Origin of the sequence: Caballeronia grimmiae (assembly GCF_022879615.1) — a bacterium.
Lineage (GTDB): Bacteria > Pseudomonadota > Gammaproteobacteria > Burkholderiales > Burkholderiaceae > Caballeronia > Caballeronia grimmiae.
Genome location: NZ_CP084272.1, coordinates 1,070,217 through 1,084,259 on the forward strand (window position 1 = coordinate 1,070,217; position 14,043 = coordinate 1,084,259).

Consider the following 14,043-nt stretch of genomic DNA (forward strand, 5'->3'; position numbering starts at 1 on the left):
ACCGGTCTCGAGCGATTCATCGCGCCGCGTGGCGAATGAATTGTAGTCGGCGCTCAGGCGGTTGCAGCATTGCTTCGCGCGGGCGCATCGTCCATGCTTTCATCGACGGGTAGGCCGAGGGCCGCGACGATGCCGGAACGCCCGTCGCCGCGATTGCGCAACCTCACTTCGCCGCCGTAACGCACCGCGATGGCCTTGACTATCGATAAGCCAAGCCCGCTGCCTTCCACCTCTGCGTTTGCGCGGAAGAAGCGCTCGAATACGCGCGGCAGCAATGCCTCGTCGATGCCCGGTCCCGTGTCGATGATCTCGACCCACACCCTGTCCTTGTCGCGACGCATGCGGACATCGATGATCCCGCCATCGGGCGTATAACGCACCGCATTGGACAGAAGATTCATCACCGCGATGCAGATGTCCGCTTCCACCGCGCGCACGTGCGCGCTCATCACTTCTTCCGCGCCGACATCGAGGCCGCGCTGGAATGCGATCGGCAGCACATCGGCGATGGCGTCCTTGATGACGACGGACATATCCACGCGCGCCAGCACGCTGCCGCTTAACGGCGCGTCCGCGCGCGCCAGTCTCAACAACTGTGTGATGAGACTGCCGCTGCGTGCGATACCGCGCCTGAGTTCGTGAAATCGCTCCTGATTGCCGGGCGCGATATGCGGCGCGAGGTTATCGGCCTGAAGCTGAAGCGCAGTGAGCGGCGTGCGCAATTCGCGCGCTGCGTCGGCAATGAATTTGCGCTCGCTCTCTATGGATTTGGCGAGCCGTTCGATCATCGTATTGATGGAACGAATGAATGGCGCGAGTTCCGCAGGCACGCCGACGCTCGGCAGCGGCCTGAGATGGCCCGCGTCGATGGCCTGCACTTCGCTGCCCAGCCGGTTGAGCGTGCGCAGCGAGCGCTGCACGACGAGCACCACGGCGATCCACATGAGCGGCAACAGCACGGCGATGGGCCATAGCGTTCGGGTGGCGTTCTCTTCCGCCAGCGCCCGGCGCACGGAAGAACGTTGCGCCACCTGAATTGTCATCGTCGGTTCGTCCCGCGTGAAGACGCGCCACTCTTCACCGTTGAACGTGGCGTTCGAGAAGCCCGGCGGCGCATCGGGCGAGAAGCGCAGCGATGGATCGGTCGTGCGAAACGGCGCTTGGTAGCCAGGCTTCCACAGCACGACGACGACATCGCGATCGTCCTGCGAGCCGCGCGCCGGATTCTTCGGAATGCCTTCAGCGAAACCGTCTCGCATGCGCGCCGCCACCTGTTCGAGACGTAAATCGAGCAGCGCATTGATGCCGGCCTTGCTCAGGTGATACGAACTCACCCCCTGCACGATGCCGACTGCGCTCACCAGCAAGCCGAGCGCGACGACCAACTGGTTCCTCAGCGATTTGATCATGTCATTCCGCAGCGTCAATAAAGTCGGGCAAGCCGCGCGACCGAACGGCGGCACTTGCATCGATCAATACACTAACGCAGCGTTCGGCCCATCGAATGCCATGACGTTCGACGCATAGCGCCGATGGGCCTGACTATCTTCATTGCTTTCGCGCCGATGCCTCCGGCGCGCAGGCGCTCAGTCCTGCGCCTGAATCAGAGGACTATCCTGCTTGTCTTTCGTCACCGCCGCATCGTTGCTGCGTTGCGTCGCGGCTTCATCGGCGGCAATGGTTTGCGTGTTCATGCCTTGCTGCGACGCGGGCGCGCCGGTCGAAGGCGTGTAATGCGGTGCGGGGCCATAGCCGCTTGCAAGCGCATAAGACGCGGCAAGCGAAGCTGCAACAAAGATGACGCCACTGAGTTTGCTCATCATGATCGTGCTCCTGAGGGTTTCATGTATCCACTTCATCGGCCTCATTGCACGGGTTCAGCAAGCGACCTTCCGAAATGTGCACGCAGTCTACGTGCGTGCCGTTACGTTGAAATCCCCCCAGAAGCGCGGATAAGAATGGGCGGGTGATCGTTACTGTATGAAGTCCTTCGTCTTCAGACGTTGTCCTCGACGCCTATCGATACCGCGCCCGCGTTGATCGTCAAACGCGTGCGCTTCGCGAGCGCATCTTGCGGTGCAGTGCCATCCGCATTCAAGCTCTTCACCTTGTTGAAGATCGCGATGAACTGACCCGCCGTCACCGTTGCCGATGCATAGCCCAGGCCGTCGTGATCCGCATAGAGCATGTCGGGGTTGTTCTGCTGGATGAAGGTATCGAGCACGCCGGAAGAACTGATCAGCGACGCGAGCGGCATGCCCGCCGAGTATGTCGCCACGTCTCTGAAGAAGGGCCGGCTGCTGATGCCGGCGGCCATCAGATCGACCATGACCGGCGTGCCTGTCGCGGGATCGGGATTGTCTCGCACGATGCCGGCCTGAAACGCATGCAGGTCGCCCGTGATCGCGACGAGGTTCGCGATGCCCTGTGTCTTCACGAACGACATCAGTTCCGCCTTGTGCGACGGGTAACCATCCCATGCATCGCAGTCGAGCACGAAAACCGTGTTCGCGGGCGCGGGCGCAATCGACCGCAAGTCGAGCCACATGCGGTTCATCATCACCTCGTTGCCCCAAACCTTCCACGTCGCGGTCGACGCCTTCAGCGTGTCCTTCCACCACTGCGTCTGCGTGGGGCCGAGTATCGACGGCGCGCGGCCGAGGCGCTGTGTATCGAGCGCCTCGAATTGCGCGAGCACTTGTTGCGGCACGAAGTAACGCGAGCCGACGATGTCATTGCCGTTCACCGCATCATGGCCGAGGCCTTGTGCAATCGCCGCCTCGCTGACGACGTGATCGTCGCGATAGAGCCGCTCGTCGGTCATCATGAGATGGAGCAAAGCGCCGAAGCGGAAGTCGCGATAGATGCGGATGTTGTCGTAGCTCGCGTTATTCAGGTCGAACGATACGTCGCCCCAATCCACCGGCAGATATTCGGCCCACGCCTGATTTGCATTGCGGCGGCGCGCGGTCTGCCGCTCGTTCGCGTTCGTATAGGTTTGATGATCCTGCCAGCAGTCGTCGGAGAACTCGTGGTCGTCCCAGATCGCGATCATCGGAAAGCGCGCGTGCACTGTCTGCAAGCGCGCATCGCCGCGATACGTGCGATAAAGCGTCCGGTAATCGGCGAGTGAATTCGCGTAGAAACCGCCGTCCGCATGCGGCACGCCGTCAGGCAAGGTAATCAGCGGATGCGCGGGCTCGGCGGCGTCTCTCGGCGAACCCACAGTTTCGTAGATGTAGTCGCCCAGATGCACGACGAAGTCGAGATCGGTTTCCGCCGCCATCAACGTCATCGCTTGCCAGTGATTTGCGCTCCAGTTCTGACAGGTGAACCACGCGAAGCGCAACCGTTCGATGGATTGGTTAGCGGCAGGCGCGGTGCGTGTAGCGCCCATCGCGCTGATATCGCCGCCCGCGACGAAACGATAATAGTAAGTCATCCTTTCCGTCAGTCCGGTTACTTTCGCGCGAACGGTATAGTCGTAATCGGCCACTGCGCTCAACGCCACGCTCGCGGCGAGTTGCGAGAAATCGGCAAGCGGTGACACTTGCAAAGTCAAGGGCACGGGCTGCCCTGCGCCGCCTGCCTTAGCGACGCATCGCGTCCAGAACACGACGGACGTATCGCGCGGATCGCCGCTCGCGACGCCTTGCGGAAAGGCATAGGCGCCCGTGGGCGGCGGCGGTGGCGTGCCGCCATTTCCGCTTCCTTCATCGTCGCTCGAATGATGACAGGCGACGAGCGTCCCCGACGCCGCCGCAACCGTATAGAACGCGGATAAAGACAAGAAACGGCGGCGGTCCATAAAGCCTCCATTGGAATGCGGCATCTGTTCTGAGGCTATAAACCGGACCTGTCGCTGTCAAGGAACGTGAGCGTCGTTGCGCACGAAACAGCACATGCGTTTGCTTATCTGGCTAGCGCGGTTGCACCGCCCTCAATGGAAACACGAGCCTCGCGGAAGCAATGCCCAGAGCGCCGCCAAGCAGCGTTTCCCAGGCGCGCGCCGCGAGCAGCGGCACCGAGTGCACACCGCTTGCGACAAGCGTCACGATGAGCGCGAATGCAAACGCTCCGCACGCGATGTCATAGCGATCCGGCAAGGCCATCGCGTAGACGATCATCGCAAGCGCGGCCATCGTCCAGACGACGAGCGGCGCGTGCTCGGCAAGCGGCAGGCAAACGAGGCCAACGGGCACGCCGACCAGCGTGCCATAGATGCGCCGCCGCACGCGCTCCGCCGTGCCCACTGCCGATGTCGCAACGACATACACGCACGCGGTAATCGCCCATGCGGACTCGATGAGCCCGACCGCCGCGTTGAGCAGAACCACGACGAGCGCGCCGCATGCAGCTTGCAATCCCATCGCGAATGCAGGCGATATGCTGCGATTGCCGTAGGCCGTTTCGGAAGCGAGCGCCGGCAATACAACCGGCCGCTCCGCCGGGCCGCTGAGAACACGCGGCACGATAGCGGCGATCATCGCGATGAGCGATGCGAGCGTGATCGCCCATGCATCCGTGAGCGTGAGGTTTATTGCATAGGCCGCGAGCTGACCGATATAGACTTGCGAGCCGACGCCCGCGCGCGTCACGCCGAAGCGCTTCAGATAGCCCACGCAGAACGCGCCGGCCACGAGAATCAACTCCGCACCGCCGCGCCCGAACTCGCGAAACATCGGTCCAAACAGCGCGAGCGTCAATGCGCCGAATGCGGCGGCGGCACAGAGTATCGCCAGATCGCGGCTCGATTCCGCACGCGTCGTGCGCGCTTCGGACACGCTCGCCCACAGTGCGAAAGTCGCTGCGAGCGTGCCGACGGACACACTCGCCGGGGCCTCGCGCGTCACGTCGTGCAAAGCGCCGATCGCCGCCGCGAGAGCGTAGGCCGTCACGAGCCGCAAGCCTTTGATGCGGCGATGCGTACCGGGGTCGATACGATCGAGCCATGCAACCATCGCGGTGATGCGGCGCGCGCGTGCCGGTTGTCCGTCGTCCATCGCGATTCACCTCGAATGCGAGCTGGCCTGCAACGGATTCTAGGCGGTCTTTCTTCGCGTCGTGCGCTTGCCTGCGGTCGACTGCGAAGCGCCGTCCTCATGCGCCGCGGCTTTCACGATGCAGTCGGCAAGGAGCGTCGCCGCGTCGCGAGGAACGCGTCGCGCACGCTCGACGAGACCGATCTCACGATAGAAGGTATCGTCGCCGAGATCCAGCGCGACCGCGCCGCGTGGCCATGCACCGATGCCCGCCGACTTCGGCACTAACGCGACGCCCGTCCCGCGCGCCACGAGTTGCGCGATGCCCTGCAATTCATCGACTTCGATTGCATCGTGGACGGCGATGCGTTTCCTGCGCAGGAAAACGTCCACTTGCCGCCCGCCGAACGAACGGCGATCGTAGCGAATGAACGGCTGCGTTTCGATCAACTCGCGCCATTCGCCTCGCTTCAACGATGCAGGCGCGAGCAAGACGAACGGCTCCACGACGAGCGTGCGCCAATGCAACTCGGACGGCATCGAGAAAGGCGGACGAATGATGACGGCCATGTCCGTTTCGCCGGCATCGACTTGAGCGAGCAGATTGAGCGATACCCCCGGCACGATGCGAATGCGCCACGCGGGCAACGTGCGCCGGAACATGGCGATGGCATCGGGCAAAAGCACCGCGTGTGCCGATGCAATTGCGCCAACGTTGAGCGTCCCGCCGCGCTCATCGCTTCCTTCGGGTTCCGCAAGCCTTGCATAGAGTGCGATGAGTTCATCGGCGAGTTCAAGCGTGCGGCGGCCCGCGTCATTGAGCGTGGCGGACCGGCCGGTGCGGTCGAAAAGCGCAAAGCCAAGATGCGCTTCGAGCCGCTGCATTTGCGCGCTGACCGCCGATTGCGTGAGTCCGATATGCGCGCCCGCCGCCGCAAACGTCCCGTGGCGCGCCACCGCGATGAAAGTCATGAGTTCGCGCAGCATGTTCGATTGATCGATTTCCGTTGAGCTGACTCCCGGAATATATCGTTATTCAGCAGGAATTTTTGTCAATACAATCGGAGCCCTGCTGCTCTCACTTTCAGGAAAGGACCGTCACATGAGCACCCCGCACGACGCCATGCCGCCGTTTCATCTCGCGTTTCCCGTCCATAGCCTCGCTGCCGCCCGCGAGTTTTATGGCGATCTGCTCGGCTGCCCCGAAGGGCGCAGTTCGACCGAATGGGTCGATTTCAATTTCTTTGGTCATCAGATCGTCGCGCACCTTGCGCCCGACGAAGCGGGACATCGCACGACGAGCGCCGTCGATGGCGACGCCGTTCCGGTGCGCCACTTCGGCGTCGTGCTGTCGATTCCTCAGTGGGAAGCGCTTGCCGAAAAGCTGAAGGCTGCGGGGACGCGCTTCATCATCGAGCCGCATGTTCGCTTCAAGGGCGAAGTCGGCGAGCAAGCCACGATGTTCTTTCTCGATCCGTCGGGCAATGCCGTTGAGGTCAAGGCGTTTGCGGACATGGCGTCGCTCTTCGCGAAATGAAGGCTTGCCGCGTTGCATGAACGCGCGCATACAGAAACGGGACGCTCGCGAGCGTCCCGTTTTTACATCGGCCGAGTTAAAGCTTACTGACCCGAGCCGCTTGCGCTGACCGGTGCGCCGGGGCCGCTCGGCGTTGCGGTGCCGCCGGGCGCGGTCGACGGACCCGTCTTCATCGACGACGAATGGCTGCCGTGCGACTTCTTCGTGTGCGTCGACTTGTGCGAGGTGCCTGAACCTTGCGTCGTGGTTTGCGCATTGTCGCCGGCTTGCAGGCCCGTAGCGGAACTCGGCGGATTGTCCTGTGCAAATGCCGATGCACAGACGAGAGCGAATGCGCCAGCAGCGCACAAGAGAGCGATACGTTTCATGTCCAAAGACTCCTGTTAGCAGTTGCGAATGCGATCCGTGCATTGTTCTACATGCTGAGCGCCGCGGCGTGACGCACGGCGGCGCGTCGCATTCGGTCAGGAGCACGCGACGTGCCACAGTCTGACGAATCGGTGACGAAAAAACAAAAAGCCTCGCGCAGCAGAGCCACGCGAGGCTACGTCACATTATCTGCGACAACGAACGCTCAGTGTCCGACCGGCCCCGTGGCCTTGAGATCGCCCGACGTTTTGGACTGCGGATGCGCCGCCTGCTTGATCAGCAACGCGACAGCCGAAATGACGCCCGCCACCGCGATCACCGCGAAAATCCCGCCGAACGTGAAGTGCAGACGCGTCAGTTCGGCGACGAGGAACGATCCAGCGATGCCGCCGAAGCGGCCGATGCCCAGCATCCACGCGACGCCCGTGCCGCGGCCTTGCGTCGGGTAGAACGCCGCGGCCAACGCGGGCATCGACGATTGCGCCGTGTTCATCAGCACGCCCGCGAGGAACACGACCAGCACCAGCAGTCCGACGTTGCCCGCCGCCTGTCCGATGCAATACACGCTCACCGCCGTCAATGCGTAGCACGCCGCGATGATGCGGTTCGCATTGAACTTGTCCATCAGCACGCCGAGCAGCACGGCGCCCACGCCGCCCAGCGGGAACAATGCGGAGATCAGCGTCGCGCGTTGCGGGCTGAGGCCGGATTCCTTGAGCAGGATCGGCATCCAGTTGATGGACGCATAGAAGATCACGAGGCCCATGAAATAGGCGAGCCACAGCATGATCGAACCGACGATGTAGGAACGCGACAGCACCACGCTCATGCCGCTCTGCCCCTGCACCGTGGGCGCGGTTTCAGTCATGAAGAACGAGCCGGCGTTGCGGGCGTCCTGCGAGATGCGCGCAAGCGTCGCGCGGATCTTGTCGACGGGCTTCGCCTTCGCCACCATGTATCGCACCGATTCAGGCAGCGCGATGAGCAGCAGCACCGACAACAGGAGCGGTGCAACGCCGCCGAGGAACAGCACGCTGCGCCAGCCGAAATGCGGGATCATCCAGGCCGCGAGAAAGCCGCCGAACGCCGCGCCCAGCGGAAAGCCGCAGAACATCAGATTGATGAGCGTCGCGCGGCGGCTGTCGGGGCAGAACTCGCTCATCATCGTCACGGCGTTGGGCATCGCCGCACCGAGGCCCAGGCCCGTGACGAAGCGCAGCGTCGTCAGTTGTGTAATGTCGGCCGAATAGGCCGATGCAAAGCACGCGACGCCGAAGAGAATCACCGATGAAAGCAGCATCGACCGGCGGCCGAGCCGGTCCGACAGCGGCCCGGACAGCAGCGCGCCCGCCGCGAGGCCGAACAGCGCCGCGCTCAGCACGGGTGCCAGCGCGGGCCGGCTGATTTGCCATTCCGTCACGAGCGACGGTGCGATGAAGCCGATCGCGGCGGTATCGAAGCCATCCAGCAGGACGATGACAAAGCACATCCCGAAGATGAGCCACTGAAACGGCGAGAACGGATGCTCGTTGATGAACGTCTGGACGTTCACGCTAGGACTTCTGCTCACTTCAATCCCTTTACGTAAGAGGCAACAGATGTTCGCCAAATGTTCGTTACGCGAACAGCGATTCACATAGCGAACTATGCGATGCGCGTGAGAGTACGCAACAACGGATGCCTTCGCAACGCGGGGATACCCGGAAATCGCGCTAATCGTCAGCAGACGCGCAGGCCCGCGCGATAGGTTTCCCTCGGCACGACGAGCCCCTGCGCCCGCGCGACCCGCACGAAGTCCGCCCGCAAGCCCACGGCAAGCGCGCCACGATCGTGAAGCCCCGCTGCATGCGCCGGCGCCCACGAAACAGCCGACACCGCACGCGGCAAGCTCCAGCCTGCGCCATCGACGAGATCGAAGACCGCGATGAGCAGGCTCGACGGCACGTAGTCGGAAGAAAGGATATCCAGCAGCCCTTCGCGTGCGAGTTCCATCGCCGATACGTTGCCCGAGTGCGATCCTCCGCGCACGATGTTCGGCGCGCCCATGATCGTCGCGATGCCGTGCGCGTGGGCGGCGCGCGCTGCGTCCAGTGTCGTCGGGAATTCGGCGAGCGCGATGCCGTCACGCGCGGCTTCTTCGACGTGTTCGACGAGCGTGTCGTCGTGGCTTGCGAGCGGTATGTTCTGGCCTTTGCAACGCTCGACGATTGCCTTGCGATGCTCCGCCGCATAACGCGCCTGTTGCTCGGACCATTGCGCGAGCGTGGCTTGCGCGTGCGCGTCGCTCCACTTGCCATGACGTTCCTGAAACGCGCGCCACTTCCCGTGGTCTTGCCATTGACGCTGGCCCGGCGTGTGATCCATCACCGAGGCGAGCCTGAACAGCGGATGCGCGCTGAGCGAATCGAAGACCTCGACGACATCGGATGTGCCGACTTCGCAGCGAAAGTGCAGAAGGTGATCCGCGCGCAACAGCCCGCTTTCGGCGAGCTTGCCGATGGCATGGGCGCATTCGACCTGCACCGCGCGGCCCCGCAGGGGGTCATCGGGACGCGAGCCCACGCCGAGCGCGTCGAATACGGTCGTGATGCCCGCCGACGCCACTTGCGCGTCATGCACGATGATCGCCGCTTCGTGATTCCATAGCACGCCGGGGCGCGGCGCGAGATGCTTTTCAATGTTGTCCGTATGCAGTTCGACCAGCCCCGGCAGCAGATAGTCGCCGTTCCAGTCGATGGCGTCGCGCGCCGCCGTGTTGCCCGCCGCGATGTCGGCGATACGTCCGTCTTCGATACGCATGACGCCGGTGAAGGTTTCATCGCGCGTGACGATTTGCGCGTTCCTGATGAGCATGTCCGTAGTGTTCCGTTGCGCTTGCATTGTTGTCCGGGCTGAGTGGATGGCGGTCGCCTGCGCATTACAATCGAACCGTGATATTCAGGCGATGCGAATGACAGCCCCATCTGAATCGAATGATAAAGCGGCAAAGGCGATCGCTGCGGATAGCAGTCCGCGTGTGGCGCTGTACTATGCGCCGCCCGCGTCGTCCGCGTGGTGGCAGGAAGGCTGCGAATGGCTGGGCCGCGATGCGGAAAGCGGCCGCGAAACACATGCGGCCATGCCCGCGTGGACCGGGTCGCCGCGTCGCTATGGCTGGCACGCGACCATCGTTGCGCCGTTTCGATGCGCACCGGGCGTAACCCTGGCGGACGTGCAGGCGGCGGCTCGCGCGTGGGCGAACGGAATCGTCCGCGTCGATATACCGGTGCGCATCGCGCAGATGAATGGCTTCGTTGCACTGCGCGCCGCGCACGACGATGACGACGCCCGCATGCGAACCATTGCGGCGAGCGCGCTGCGGGCCATCGCACCGTTGCAGGGGAAGCCTTCGATCGAAAGCATCGAGCGGCGCATTCACGCCGGCATGAGTGCACGCCAGATCGCGCTGCTGCGTGAATGGGGCTATCCCTACGTGTTCGACGAGTACCGCTTCCACATGACGCTGTCCGATTCACTCGATGACGCGAACGCGCGCACGTCGATCGCCTCGCACTGGGCGCCGCGCATCGCGCGACTCGGGCCGCTCCCCGTTCATGGCGCGGCGCTGTTCATCGAGCCGGAACCGGGCGCACCGTTCACACTATGGCAGCGTCTTCCCTTCCACATCGCACAGGACGAGGCATGAGCCAGCTCGACAGCGCAAGACTGATCTACGTAATGGGCCCGTCCGGCGCGGGCAAGGACGCGTTGCTGGCATTCGCACGCGAGCGCGTCGGTGCGAGCGTGATGTTCGCGCATCGCTATATCACGCGTGCATCCGGCGATGGCGAGAACCACATCGCGCTTACGCACGACGAATTCGCATCGCGCGTCGAACATGGCCTCTTCGCGATGCATTGGGAAAGCCTCGGCTTGCGCTATGGCGTCGGCATCGAGCTGGATGCGTGGCTTGCGCGCGGCGTGCCGGTCGTCGTCAACGGCTCACGACAACATGCCCACGTGGCCCTCGCACGTTATCCCGATGCGCGCTTCGTTCATATCGATGCCGCGCCTGCCGTGCTGGCCGCACGGCTTGCACGGCGCGGACGTGAAGACGCGCGGCAGATCGAAGCGCGGCTGGCGCGCAAGCCGTCGCTGGAAGTGCCCGCTGGAGCGCGCATCGTTCGAATCGACAATTCGGGCTTGCTTGCAGATGCCGGCTCGCGCTTTCTCGGCGTCGTCGAAGAAGCGGCGCAACGTCCGCGCATCTAGAAAGGCGTGCCCGGCACGGTGCCTCATGCGCCGATAGAATGGGCGAATGCGCAAGCCACCCATGAACTCGCCGCGGCACGAGCACCCCTTGCCGCTTCATACGCCCAGTACCGCATCGCTGGCGACAGCCGCCGCCATCGCGCTGATAGCGTGGCTCGCCATCGCAGCGCAAATGGACCTCAGCATCGCGCGTTCGCTCGGCCGCGGCCTGACCGTGATCGAAGGCCTCGCGCGCATGAGCAGCTATCTGACGAATCTGACCGTGCTGCTGACGGCACTCTGCTTTACGTGCGTCGCCACACGCGCGCAAGCGCCCATCGCGCGCTTCTTTCGTCAGCCGACTGTCGTCACTGCGGTCGTGGTGTATATCGTGTTCGTCGGCATCGCGTATAACACACTGCTGCGTTTCTGGTGGACCCCGTCCGGGTATCGCGCGTTCGTCAACGAGGCGCTGCATACCGTCGTGCCCTTGCTTGCTGCGCTTTACTGGCTGTTATTCGTGCCGCGCTTTCATCTTTCATGGCGACGCTGTGCGCTCTGGCTCGTCTATCCGCTGTGCTACCTGTTCATCACGCTATGGCGCGGCAGTGCGTCGGCGTTCTATCCGTACTGGTTCATCAACGTCGCCGAGCTGGGCTATGAACGGGTCTTCTTCAACGCGACGCTGCTCATCGTCGCGTTCCTCGTGTTGATGGGCGTGTTCCTCGTCATCAATCACCGGCGCGAGGACTTGAGCGTGCCCGATCCGGAAGTCGAATCCGACGACATGGCGGATTCGGGCGCACCGCGTTGAACCGCGCTCAGGCGTCTTTCGTATCGAACATCAACAGATCGACGCCGGCCTGCGCGAAGTTCGCGAGATCGGCGGCAGTCGCCTGACCTTCGGGCGATGCAAGCGCGGACTTGATGGCGTCGAGCGAATCGAACTCCAGCAGCGCGACGAGATGATACGGCGACTCGCCTTGCGGCACGGCCACCGGCCCGCTGCTCACCCGATAGCTTCTCAGCCCGGGCATTTTCTTCGCAAGCGGCGCGTGCGTCGAGGTGTAGTGGGCGTCGAACGCCTCGTTGTCAGTCGGGGTTTTGTACAGCGCTACAAGTTGGGCCATCGTTGTCTCCTCGGGGCGGTGGTCATTGCTTTTCCAACTGCAGATAAAGGCGTTGCACGTTCTGCGGCTGTGCAATCGCATAGAGCTTGTAGCCGCTGAATTCGGGCGTCTGGATCGAATGCATGGCATCGGTCAGGCCGACGCCGTCCTTATAGGCACGCTTCACCGACGCATCCAGTTGACGCAGATAGACGCCTGTTTGCATGATGTCGTCGCCGTCGAGCGGCGAGCCGAATGCGGGAATCACGGTGTTGAGATCGAGTGCGCGAAGATTTTCCAGTGCGCCAAGCCAGCCCGGAATCTGCTCGTTGCGCAACTCGGGAATGCGGCCATTGGAGACGAGACTGCCTGCGAACAACACGCCCGTTTGCGTATCGAGGACCGCCAGATCGCCCGGCGTGCTGGCGGGGCCGAAATGCAGCAATTGCAGCTTGCGTCCGCCGCTGTCGATCTCCGTCGTGCCATCTATCGTGCGATCCGGGACCGTCACCCGCGACCCCGCCATCTCGTCTTCGCCCAGCGTCTTGCGCAAGTTCGCAAGACAGATCGAGCATCGCTCGCGAATCAGTTGCGCGGTGCGAACGTGCGCCAGGATGGGTACGTCGCGATCGTGAAACGCACCCGCGCCGAACACGAACTCCGGCGCCTGATGCGTGATGATGACGAGTCTGACCGGCAACGGCGTGACTTTGCGGATGGCTTCGATCATCGCGCGGCCATAGCGATACGACGGCCCCGTGTCGATCACCGTTACGCCGCTCGTCCCCACGATGAACCCGTTATTCGCGACGATGCCATGATTCGCGGGCGCAACAGCGTCGCCCGTGCCGATGAACGCATACACGCCCGGCGCGATGGCGACCGGTGCGGGCATGCCCGCGAGCGCGGCGATCGCAGCATGCGCGAACGCGAAAAGAAGCGCAGCAATCGCGGCCCTCATTTCATGGCCGACGTTTGCGGACTCGATTGCGCATCGATTGCGACAGCGCTTTCGAACGTCTTGTTCTTCGTATCCTCGATATGCGCCTTCAGTTCGCCGTTTCCGGTGGGCAAGAAATAGAAGCGGAAATTCGGGTTCTCGCTGATCGAGAAGTTGACGTTCGCGGTCATCACCGGCTTGTCCGCATACGTAATGGCCACCTTGCGGATGAAATAGGCGGTCGCGTAATTTCGCGTGCCCTGATTCATCGCCATGCCCGTTCGGTTAGGGTGCCGAACCATTACTTGGGCAAGCTCGGGCTTGCCGCCTGCGGGCTTGCCTTCGGCTTGCAGACGCACCGTGCCCGCTGCGCGTTCGGCGGCGTCCTCGTCCTTGTCGGCGGGAGCGGAACAGCCGCCCGATGCTTTCACGAAACGCACGGCGCTATAGAGATGGCCGTCGTTGGTCTCGGCTATCACGCGCATGAACGTGTAGTCTTCGACGCGAACGCGCGTCTCGATGCTCGCGAGGCCCGACTCCGGCGTGAATTCGAAAGAGCCCGCATACGGCTCCGGGTTTTCGTCGATGAAAAGATAGACCTTGCTGATGTAACGCGCCGGCGTTTGCGGGAACTGGGCGTTGATTGCGATGGGCACCACGGCGGCATCCGCTGCACGCGCGGGCGCATCGAGCTTGATGACGGCATCGCCATGCGAATCGATCGTGCGGCCCTTGAAGGCGCCCTCCTTGAAATCGAGCCAGCGCGCGACCTTGTCGGGATCGTCGTCGGGTGATGCGGCTTGCGTTACGCACGGCGCAAGCGATGCAAGCAGAGCCGTGAACGCTGCAACACGCTTCCTCAACATGATGTCCTCC

At 63.2% G+C, this 14,043-nt stretch carries 15 protein-coding genes; 4 read left to right on the forward strand and 11 right to left on the reverse strand.

What is annotated here, in order from left to right; genetic code table 11:
- Nucleotides 1-53: 53 nt before the first annotated feature.
- The 5 genes from LDZ21_RS18620 to LDZ21_RS18640 form a co-directional block, all read right to left on the reverse strand.
- Nucleotides 54-1,409: a sensor histidine kinase gene (locus LDZ21_RS18620; RefSeq protein ID WP_244795214.1), complete on the reverse strand. Its 1,356-nt coding sequence runs from the start codon at nt 1,407-1,409 to the stop codon at nt 54-56.
- A gap of 177 nt (nt 1,410-1,586) precedes the next feature.
- Complete coding sequence (locus LDZ21_RS18625; protein ID WP_052006090.1) at nt 1,587-1,823, reverse strand: hypothetical protein; 237 nt, start codon at nt 1,821-1,823, stop codon at nt 1,587-1,589.
- A gap of 173 nt (nt 1,824-1,996) precedes the next feature.
- On the reverse strand, nt 1,997-3,808 hold the full coding sequence (locus LDZ21_RS18630) for an alkaline phosphatase D family protein (protein ID WP_244795215.1): 1,812 nt from the start codon (nt 3,806-3,808) through the stop codon (nt 1,997-1,999).
- Between the two features lie 112 nt (nt 3,809-3,920).
- A complete protein-coding gene (locus tag LDZ21_RS18635; protein ID WP_244795216.1) occupies nt 3,921-5,003 on the reverse strand; it encodes an FUSC family protein in 1,083 nt (360 codons plus the stop codon).
- A 39-nt stretch (nt 5,004-5,042) separates the two neighbouring features.
- Nucleotides 5,043-5,969, reverse strand: a complete 927-nt coding sequence (locus LDZ21_RS18640; RefSeq protein WP_244795217.1) for a LysR family transcriptional regulator — start codon at nt 5,967-5,969, stop codon at nt 5,043-5,045.
- 115 nt (nt 5,970-6,084) lie between these two features.
- Here LDZ21_RS18640 and LDZ21_RS18645 point away from each other — a divergent pair, with 115 nt between their 5' ends.
- Complete coding sequence (locus tag LDZ21_RS18645; RefSeq protein WP_244795218.1) at nt 6,085-6,519, forward strand: VOC family protein; 435 nt, start codon at nt 6,085-6,087, stop codon at nt 6,517-6,519.
- Between the two features lie 83 nt (nt 6,520-6,602).
- Here LDZ21_RS18645 and LDZ21_RS18650 read toward each other — a convergent pair whose 3' ends face one another.
- From LDZ21_RS18650 to LDZ21_RS18660, 3 genes are all read right to left on the reverse strand, one after another.
- Complete coding sequence (locus LDZ21_RS18650; RefSeq protein ID WP_244795219.1) at nt 6,603-6,887, reverse strand: hypothetical protein; 285 nt, start codon at nt 6,885-6,887, stop codon at nt 6,603-6,605.
- A gap of 206 nt (nt 6,888-7,093) precedes the next feature.
- Entirely contained in the window at nt 7,094-8,458 is a 1,365-nt protein-coding gene (locus LDZ21_RS18655; protein WP_244795220.1) for an MFS transporter, read from the reverse strand.
- A gap of 149 nt (nt 8,459-8,607) precedes the next feature.
- A complete protein-coding gene (locus LDZ21_RS18660) occupies nt 8,608-9,741 on the reverse strand; it encodes an alpha-D-ribose 1-methylphosphonate 5-triphosphate diphosphatase (protein ID WP_244795221.1) in 1,134 nt (377 codons plus the stop codon).
- 97 nt (nt 9,742-9,838) lie between these two features.
- Here LDZ21_RS18660 and LDZ21_RS18665 point away from each other — a divergent pair, with 97 nt between their 5' ends.
- Genes LDZ21_RS18665 through LDZ21_RS18675 form a run of 3 tightly spaced genes read left to right on the forward strand, consistent with a single transcriptional unit; the run spans nt 9,839 to nt 11,932 of the window.
- Nucleotides 9,839-10,573 carry a DUF1045 domain-containing protein gene (locus LDZ21_RS18665; protein WP_244795222.1) on the forward strand — a complete coding sequence of 245 codons (735 nt, stop codon included), beginning with the start codon at nt 9,839-9,841 and terminating at the stop codon, nt 10,571-10,573.
- On the forward strand, nt 10,570-11,139 hold the full coding sequence (phnN, locus tag LDZ21_RS18670; RefSeq protein ID WP_244795224.1) for a phosphonate metabolism protein/1,5-bisphosphokinase (PRPP-forming) PhnN: 570 nt from the start codon (nt 10,570-10,572) through the stop codon (nt 11,137-11,139). The genes LDZ21_RS18665 and phnN overlap by 4 nt, the downstream gene beginning before the upstream one ends.
- Before the next feature lie 46 nt (nt 11,140-11,185).
- Nucleotides 11,186-11,932, forward strand: coding sequence for a Pr6Pr family membrane protein (locus LDZ21_RS18675; RefSeq protein ID WP_244795225.1), 747 nt, complete (start codon nt 11,186-11,188; stop codon nt 11,930-11,932).
- 7 nt (nt 11,933-11,939) lie between these two features.
- On the opposite strand, the gene LDZ21_RS18680 is transcribed toward LDZ21_RS18675, so the two are convergent.
- Genes LDZ21_RS18680 through LDZ21_RS18690 form a run of 3 tightly spaced genes read right to left on the reverse strand, consistent with a single transcriptional unit; the run spans nt 11,940 to nt 14,033 of the window.
- On the reverse strand, nt 11,940-12,248 hold the full coding sequence (locus LDZ21_RS18680; RefSeq protein WP_244795227.1) for an EthD family reductase: 309 nt from the start codon (nt 12,246-12,248) through the stop codon (nt 11,940-11,942).
- A gap of 22 nt (nt 12,249-12,270) precedes the next feature.
- A complete protein-coding gene (locus tag LDZ21_RS18685; protein ID WP_244795228.1) occupies nt 12,271-13,188 on the reverse strand; it encodes an MBL fold metallo-hydrolase in 918 nt (305 codons plus the stop codon).
- The gene (locus tag LDZ21_RS18690; RefSeq protein ID WP_244795229.1) at nt 13,185-14,033 is read right to left on the reverse strand and encodes a quinoprotein dehydrogenase-associated SoxYZ-like carrier; all 849 of its coding nucleotides are present in this window, start codon (nt 14,031-14,033) and stop codon (nt 13,185-13,187) included. Before LDZ21_RS18690 ends, LDZ21_RS18685 begins: the two co-directional genes overlap by 4 nt.
- Nucleotides 14,034-14,043 lie beyond the last annotated feature (10 nt).